Genomic DNA, 7,748 nt, shown 5'->3' on the forward strand with positions numbered 1-7,748 from the left:
CCCGCGCAGGGGGGGGGGGGGGGGGGGGGGGGGGGGGGGGGGGGGGGGGGGGGGGGGCCGGGCGCGCCCGCCCCCCCCGCGCCGCGCGCCCCCCGCCCCGCCGGCCCCCCCCCCCCCCCCCCCCCCCCCCCCCCCCCCCCCCCCCCCCCCCCCCCCGCCCCCCCCCCCCCCCCCCCCCCCCCCCCCCCCCCCCTCCGCTCAGACCAGCGCCGGGAGGGCGAACCGCGGCTCGGCGCCCGCTCGGTCCAGCGCGAGGTCGGCGGCCAGCTCCCCCACCAGCGCGGCGAACTTGGCCCCGTGGCCCGAGCACGGGGAGACCACGACGACCGGGCCGACCCGGTCGAGCACGAAGTCCTCGGTCGGGGTGGTCGTGTAGAGGCAGCTGCCCTGCGCGACGGGCTCGGGGTCCAGGCCGGGGAGGAACTCCGCCACGTACCCGGCGACCCGCTCCCGCGACGCCGGGTCGATCCGGCCGTCCCGGCCCGACGCCGTGGTCGCGGTGCCGCCGTCGTGCTGGGCCACCTTGAACGCCGGCCGGGGGCCCCCGTCGGCACCCGAGGGCAGCCCGAACAGCTGCAGGTCGCCCTTGTGCACGAACGTCGGCCAGGCGGCGCCGGGGTCGCGCAGCCGGAAGTGGAACACCTGCTGCTGGGTCACCGTGAGCGGCGGCAGACCCAGCGGCACGCCGACCGCCGGCGCGAGCTCGGGCAGCCACGGCCCGGCGGCGACCACGACCCGGTCGGCGGCGACCGCCGGGCCGTCGGTGCGCAGCAGGACGCCGTCCCCCAGCGGCTCGATCGCCAGGACCCGGGTCCGGCCGAGCACCGTCCCGCCGAGCTCGCCGACCCGGCGCACCCACGCGGCCACCGCGGCGTCGGCGTCGAGCACCGCCGCCTCCGGGTGGAACAGCACCGGCCCGTCGAAGCGCATCCCCGGCCAGCGGCCCTCGGCCTCGGCCGCGGAGAGCAGCTCGTGCGGCACGCCCTCCCGCTGCATCAGCCCGGCCAGGCCGACCGGGTCGCGCGCCGCGCCGTGGTCGAGGCCACCGGTGGTCTGCAGCAGCGTCGTCCCGGTGTCGGCCTCGGCCTGCGCCCAGCGGTCGAACGCCCGCCCGGTCAGCCGCACGTAGAACGGGTCGGCGTAGGCCCGCCGGACGATCCGGGACGTGCCGTGGGAGCTGCCGTGGACGTGGCCCGGGTCGAAGGCCTCGACCAGCGCCACCGACACCCCGCGCCGGGCCAGCTCCCACGCCGTCGCGGCGCCCATGAGACCGGCGCCGACGACGGCGACCTCGACCCGCAGGTCGGTCACCGCCCCTGCCCGGGGATCCAGGACGTCCCCGCCAGCGGCACCCGGGCCATCGCGGCGGCCTCGATGGTCAGCGCGACCAGGTCCTCGGGCTCCAGCGAGTGCAGGTGGGCCTTGCCGCAGGCGCGGGCGATGATCTGCGCCTCCATCGTCATCACCCGGATGAAGTTGGCGACCCGCCGTCCGCCGACGACCGGGTCGAGCCGGGCGGCCAGCTCGTCGTCCTGGGTGGTGATGCCGGCCGGGTCGCGGCCGGCCTGCCAGTCGTCGTAGAACCCGGCCGCCGAGCCCAGCGCCCGGTACTCCTCGTCCAGGTGGGGGGCGTTGTCGCCCAGCGCGATGAGCGCGGCGGTGCCGATCGCGACGGCGTCGGCGCCCAGGGCCATGCACTTGGCCAGGTCGGCGCCGTTGCGGACGCCACCGGAGACGACCAGCTGGACCTGCCGGTGCAGCCCCTCCTCCTGCAGCGCCTGCACCGCCTGGGGCAGCGCGGCCAGGGTCGGGATGCCGACGTTCTCGATGAACACGTCCTGGGTCGCGGCCGTGCCACCCTGCATGCCGTCGAGCACGATGACGTCGGCGCCGGCCTTCGCGGCGAGCTTCACGTCGTAGTAGGTGCGGCTGGCGCCGATCTTGACGTAGACCGGCTTCTCCCAGTCGGTGATCTCCCGCAGCTCCCGGATCTTGATCTCCAGGTCGTCGGGGCCGGTCCAGTCGGGGTGCCGGCAGGCGCTGCGCTGGTCGACGCCGACGGGCAGGGTGCGCATCCCGGCGACCCGCTCGGTGATCTTCTGGCCGAGCAGCATCCCGCCGCCGCCGGGCTTGGCGCCCTGGCCGAGCACGACCTCGATGGCGTCGGCCATCCGCAGGTGGTCGGGGTTCATGCCGTAGCGCGAGGGCAGGTACTGGTAGACGAGGTGCTTGGACTGACCGCGCTCCTCCTCGGTCATCCCGCCGTCGCCGGTGGTGGTCGACGTCCCGACCTCGCTGGCGCCGCGGCCGAGGGCCTCCTTCGCCCGGCCGGACAGCGCGCCGAAACTCATCCCGGCGATGGTCACCGGGGTGGACAGGTGCAGCGGGTAGGTGGCGTTGCGGTCGCCGAGGACGACGTCGGTGTCGCACCGCTCCCGGTAGCCCTCGAGCGGGTAGCGGGACATGCTCGCGCCGAGGAAGAGCAGGTCGTCGAAGTGCGGGACGCGGCGCTTGGCGCCGCCGCCGCGGATGTCGTAGATGCCGGTCTCGGCGGCGCGCTGGATCTCGGCGATGGTGCTGCGGTCGAAGGTGGCCGATTCGCGAAGGGTCATGGCAGCGCGCTCCTCAGTACGCCGAGGCGTTGTCGACGTGGAAGTTGTAGAGACGGCGGGCCGAGCCGTACCGGCGGAAGTCGCGCGGGTCGGCGTCCAGACCGGCCGCGGCGAGCAGCTCGGCGAGCTCGGCGAGGTGCACCGGTCGGACCTCCTTCTCGACGCAGTCCGCGCCGAGCGACCGCACCGAGCCGGCCACGTAGATGCGGGCCTCGTAGAGGGAGTCGCCGAGCGCGTCCCCGGCGTCGCCGCAGACGACCAGCCGGCCGGCCTGGCCCATGAAGGCGCTCATGTGCCCGACGTCGCCGCCGACGACGATGTCCACGCCCTTCATCGAGATGCCGCAGCGCGCCGACGCCGAGCCCTCGACGACCAGCAGCCCGCCGTGCGCCGTGGCCCCGGCCGACTGCGACGCGTTGCCGCGCACCCGGACGGTGCCGCTCATCATGTTCTCCGCGACGCCGACCCCGGCGTTGCCCTCGACGGTCACCGTCGCGGACTTGTTCATCCCGGCGCAGTAGTAGCCGACGTGCCCCTCGATGCGGACGTCGATCTCGGCGTCCAGCCCGACGGCGACGTTGTGCTTCCCGTCGGGGGAGGTCACCCGCCAGGTCGGTGCCTTGTCGGCGACGTCGGGGGCGTGCAGCGCCTGGTTGAGCTCCCGCACGGTGGACAGGGACAGGTCGACGACGGCGGGCTCGGTGTCCGAGCCGATCTCGATCGTGCTCAGCGCTGCCATGCGTAGACCTCTTCCGGCTCGGGCTCGAAGATGCGGGCGTTCTCGATGCCGGGCAGCCCGGCGAGGGCGCGGTACTCCGAGGCCATGGCCACCCACTGGGCGGTCTCGGCGACCACCGCGGGCTTGCAGGCGATGGCGTCGCGGACCACCGCGAAGCTGTCCTTCGTGGACACCAGCAGCGTGTAGAAGCCGTCGAAGCGCTCGCAGAGCAGCTTCAGCGACTTCTCCAGGTCGTAGCCGGCGGCCAGCTGGGCGGCGACGAACCGGGCGCCGACCTCCGAGTCGTTGTCGCTGTCGAACTGCGTGCCGGCGGCCTTCAGCTCGCGGCGGATGGTCGCGTGGTTGGCGAACGAGCCGTTGTGCACCAGGCACTGGTCGGTGCCGACCGAGAACGGGTGGCAGTGCGCCGGCGTGACCGCCGACTCGGTGGCCATCCGGGTGTGCGCCACGCCCTGCCAGCCCTGCGCGGCGGGCAGGCCGAACTCGGCGGCCAGCGCCTGGGGGTGGCCGACGCCCTTGAGGACGGCGACCTCCTCGCCGACGCCGATGACCAGGCTGCCCGGCACGGCCTCCCGGACGACGGCGGCCAGCGTGCCGGGGTCGGTGGCGGCGTGCACGACCAGCGTCTGGCCGGCGTCGACCACCTCGGCCTCGGGCAGCACGGCGCGGACGGCATCGGCGACGTCGTCCGCCGTCCGGTCACCGGTCAGCAGCGAGACGCCGGCCTCGCCCGGCGGCGACCACCGCGGGTCGCCGTACACGGCGACCCCGGCGGAGTCCGGGCCCCGCTCGGTGACCTGGCAGAGCATCCCGGTCAGCAGCTCGCCGAGCCGGGGGTACAGGGAGGGCTCCCGCAGGTGGAGCCCGACGATCCCGCACACGTCAGTGGGGTCCTCTCTCTCGGTCCGGCTGTCAGAAGGCGGTCACGTAGCGGTCGACCTCCCAGGGGGTCACCTGCCCGTGCCACTCGAAGAACTCGTCGCGCTTGAGCCCGGCGAAGTAGCCCGACACCCCCGGGCCCGCGGCGTCGAGCGCGCCGGCGACGACCGGGTCGGCCTCCAGCGCCTCCACCGCGTGCAGCAGCGTCGGCGGCAGCGTCGCGCTGCGGGTGGCGCCGGGGTCGCCCGGGTCCAGCCCGCGCCGGACGCCGTCCAGCCCGGCCGCCAGGGCCGTGGCCGCGGCCAGGTAGGGGTTGGCCGAGCCGTCGCCGCCGCGCAGCTCGACCCGGTTGCCGTCGGGCACCCGCAGCAGGTGGGTGCGGTCGTTGCCGCCGTAGGTCGCCGTCCGCGGGGACCAGGTCGCACCCGACCGGGTGGAGCTGGCGCCGGTGCGCTTGTAGGAGTTGACGGTCGGGGCGAGCACCGCCTGCAGCCCGGCGGCGTGCTCGATCAGTCCGGCGACGAACGAGTACGCCAGTGGCGAGAGGCCCAGCCCGCGCGGGTCGCCGTCCTCGGGGAAGGCCGGCACGCCGTCGCGCCACAGGGACAGGTGCATGTGCAGCCCGCTGCCGGTGCGGTCGCTGAACGGCTTGGGCATGAACGTCGCGGTCATCCCGCGCTGCTCGGCCAGCACGGACAGCAGGTACCGGAGGGTCACCACCCGGTCGGCGGTGGTCAGCGCGTCGGCGTAGGCGAAGTTCTGCTCGAACTGCCCGTTGCCGTCCTCGTGGTCGTTGGCGTAGTTGCCCCAGCCGAGGGAGTTGATCGCCTTGGAGACCCCGGCGAGGTGGTCGTACATGCGGGTCAGCCCGCGCGCGTCGTAGCAGGGGCGCTCGGCGGTGTCCTTCGGGTCGGCCGGGCGCAGGGCGCCGTCCGGGCCGCGCTCGACGAGGAAGTACTCGACCTCGGCGCCGACCTTCAGCTCCAGGCCGAGCTCGGCGGCGCGGGCCAGCTGTTCCTTGAGGATCACCCGCGGCGCGTAGGGCCAGGGCAGTCCCTCGACGTGCGGGTCGCAGTGCACGATCGCCAGGCCCGGCCGGATGAAGGGCACCGGCATGTAGGAAGCCGGGTCCGGGATGGCCATGAGGTCGGGGTCCTTGGGCTCCTGGCCCATCGCGCCGACCGCGTAGCCGGCGAAGCCGACACCCTCGGTCTGCAGCTCCTCGATCGCCTCGATCGGTACGAGCTTGGCGCAGGGCTTGCCGGTCAGGTCGACGAAGAGCGCCATGACGAACTCGATGCCGTCGGCACGGGCACGGGTGGCGAGGTCGGCCTCGACCGGGGCGGCCGGCCGGGGGACCGGCGGGGCCTCGGGACGGGTGGCGGTGAGCGACACGGGGAGCCTCCAGGCATCTCGTCCACTGACGTGAACTGTTGTCGCCTGTGAGTGAACCGTCGGCTCGTTTCGGGACCGTTACCGGTGCGGGGAGTTCGTGTTGCCCGTCGCCCCACCCCGCCGGGGCCGGGCAGCAGTGCGGGCGCTCCTCGGGCCTTGCCGGTCCTGCAGGACCCACGATGCGCGAGGAACGCCCGCACTGCGTCCGAGGGACCTCAGCCGGTGCGCAGCCAGTCGACGGCGGCGTCGCGGTAGCGGGTGAGCCCCTTGTAGTCGGCCATGTCGTCGGGGAGCTCGGCGAGCACGGCCGCGAACCGGGCCCGCCACTGCGGCACCGCGGCCAGCTCCCGCAGCGACAGCAGGTAGGAGCGGATGAGGAAGCACACCGCGTCGGAGGCACCCAGCCGCAGCAGGTGCTGCACCTCCACCCGCAGGTGCAGCCGGTCGGGCAGCGCGGGGTCGTCGACGACCAGCCGCCGGTCGGGGCCCCACTCCGGATAGGTCTCGGTGGAGGTGTCCAGCCGCCGGTCGACGGTCATCGTCCAGTTGGTGCGGCGGTACTCCTCCCCCGGCTGCAGCCGCATGAGGAACTGCTCGGCGCGCTGCACCACGCCGGCCTCGTGCACCCGCGGCACCGGACCGTGCACCTCGAGGAAGCGCATCCCGACGTCGAAGCCCATCGACCAGTCGGCGGCGAAGGTGACCAGCCCGGCGTCGGCCCACAGCGACCCCTCGCGCTGGTCGAGCAGGACGACGTCCTCCTGCACCTGGCTGCCCAGAAAGCGCAGCGGCCCACCGGGCAGCGAGTCGTCGTCCCCCACGACGAACGAGGCCGAGGTGCCGAGCAGGTCGTTGCGCCAGGACCACCGGTCCCCGTGCCGGCGCAGCGCCATGACCTCGGGGTACGTGGCGGCCAGGTCCGGCAGCAGGGTGATCAGCGCGTCCCAGGCGGCCACCCGCATGTGCGGCAGCTGCTGGCAGCGGGTCGGGTCGGTGGCCAGCACATCGGCCCGCACCGCCAGCTCGGCGGCGTACTCGGCGTCGACGTCGAGCACGCGGTCGCCCCACCCGCCGGCGGCGGTGACCACCGGGCGGCGGGCCGGCTCGACGTTCGTCGAGTACCGGTAGGTGTCGGCCGGGAAGGGGAACGGGAAGCGGGCGGTGCGGTCGGGCAGGACGGCGGTCACAGGTCGAGCTCCAGTTCGTCGTCGGCGCAGCGGGAGACGCAGGCCATGACCGCGTCGCCGGCCGCGCGCTCGGCCTCGGAGAGGAACAGGTCGCGGTGCAGGGGCCGGCCGGCGCGCACCGGCAGCCGGCACTCGCCGCAGACGCCCTGCCGGCACATGTTGGGGACGGCGACCCCGGCGCCCTCCAGCGCGGCGAGCAGCGAGACCCCCGAGGGCACGGGCACCGAGGTCCCGCTGCGGGCCAGCCGGGCGGTGAACGGCTCGCCCGGGTCGAGGTCGGCCGCGGAGAACCGCTCGGCGTGCACCCGCTGCGGCGGCCAGCCGAGCGCGGCGGCGGTCTGCTCGACGTAGCCGATCAGCGGGCCCGGCCCGCAGACGTAGACGTGCGTGCCGACCGGCTGGGACGCCAGCGCGGCGGCCACCTCGTCGAGCATCCGCGGCGTGTCGTCGATCGCGGTGAGCCGGTCGCCGCACAGCTCGGACAGCTCCGCCAGGTGCGCGCCGGCGCCGCGACGGTGGCCGTAGAGCAGCCGGAACGAGCGCCCCCACCGGACCGCGGCCCGCGCGTGCGACAGCATCGGCGTGATCCCGATGCCGCCGGCGACGAGCAGGTGGGAGCGGGCCGTCGACACCGGGGCGAACGCGCTGCGCGGCCGGGAGGCGGCCACCCGGTCGCCGGGCCGCAACCGGTGGACGAACGCCGACCCGCCGGCGCCGTCCGGGCACAGCAGAACCGAGATGCGGTACTCGTCGGCCGGCACGCCGTCCCCGGTCAGCGAGTAGGCGTTGCGCCGGTCCCCGCAGGTCAGGACCAGGTGGCTGCCCGGCGGGTGGCCGGGCAGCAGCCCGGCGGGGGGGGGCCCGCGCGGGGGGGGGGGGGCGGCGCACCGCGCGCGGGCGCCCCCGACGCGCGGGCGCAACAGCCCCCCGCGTGTC

General features: G+C 75.5%; 7 protein-coding genes. All 7 read right to left on the reverse strand.

Translation table 11 applies throughout. The features are described 5' to 3' along the window. Positions 1-198: 198 nt before the first annotated feature. Positions 199-1,311, reverse strand: coding sequence for an FAD-dependent oxidoreductase (locus ACI79D_RS24010; protein WP_456921046.1), 1,113 nt, complete (start codon positions 1,309-1,311; stop codon positions 199-201). Then, positions 1,308-2,612: an FMN-binding glutamate synthase family protein gene (locus tag ACI79D_RS24015; protein WP_456921047.1), complete on the reverse strand. Its 1,305-nt coding sequence runs from the start codon at positions 2,610-2,612 to the stop codon at positions 1,308-1,310. The genes ACI79D_RS24010 and ACI79D_RS24015 overlap by 4 nt, the downstream gene beginning before the upstream one ends. Positions 2,613-2,625: 13 nt before the next feature. Next, positions 2,626-3,351: a GltB/FmdC/FwdC-like GXGXG domain-containing protein gene (locus tag ACI79D_RS24020; RefSeq protein WP_456921048.1), complete on the reverse strand. Its 726-nt coding sequence runs from the start codon at positions 3,349-3,351 to the stop codon at positions 2,626-2,628. Next, positions 3,339-4,232: a hypothetical protein gene (locus ACI79D_RS24025; RefSeq protein ID WP_456921049.1), complete on the reverse strand. Its 894-nt coding sequence runs from the start codon at positions 4,230-4,232 to the stop codon at positions 3,339-3,341. The genes ACI79D_RS24020 and ACI79D_RS24025 overlap by 13 nt, the downstream gene beginning before the upstream one ends. 31 nt (positions 4,233-4,263) lie before the next feature. After that, positions 4,264-5,625: a type III glutamate--ammonia ligase gene (gene glnT, locus ACI79D_RS24030; protein ID WP_456921050.1), complete on the reverse strand. Its 1,362-nt coding sequence runs from the start codon at positions 5,623-5,625 to the stop codon at positions 4,264-4,266. 215 nt (positions 5,626-5,840) lie between these two features. After that, a complete protein-coding gene (locus tag ACI79D_RS24035) occupies positions 5,841-6,812 on the reverse strand; it encodes a heme-dependent oxidative N-demethylase family protein (protein ID WP_456921051.1) in 972 nt (323 codons plus the stop codon). Then, positions 6,809-7,748, reverse strand: a 940-nt coding sequence (locus tag ACI79D_RS24040; RefSeq protein ID WP_456921052.1) for a PDR/VanB family oxidoreductase, incomplete at its 5' end; no start/stop codon positions are given. The genes ACI79D_RS24035 and ACI79D_RS24040, both read right to left, overlap by 4 nt.

It is taken from the genome of Geodermatophilus sp. SYSU D00708 (assembly GCF_054050115.1).

Excerpts from the sequence above, each read along its gene's own strand:
- ACI79D_RS24020 (WP_456921048.1), bottom strand. The coding sequence starts at position 3,351 with ATGGCAGCGCTGAGCACGATCGAGATCGGCTCGGACACCGAGCCCGCC.
- ACI79D_RS24015 (WP_456921047.1), bottom strand. The coding sequence starts at position 2,612 with ATGACCCTTCGCGAATCGGCCACCTTCGACCGCAGCACCATCGCCGAG.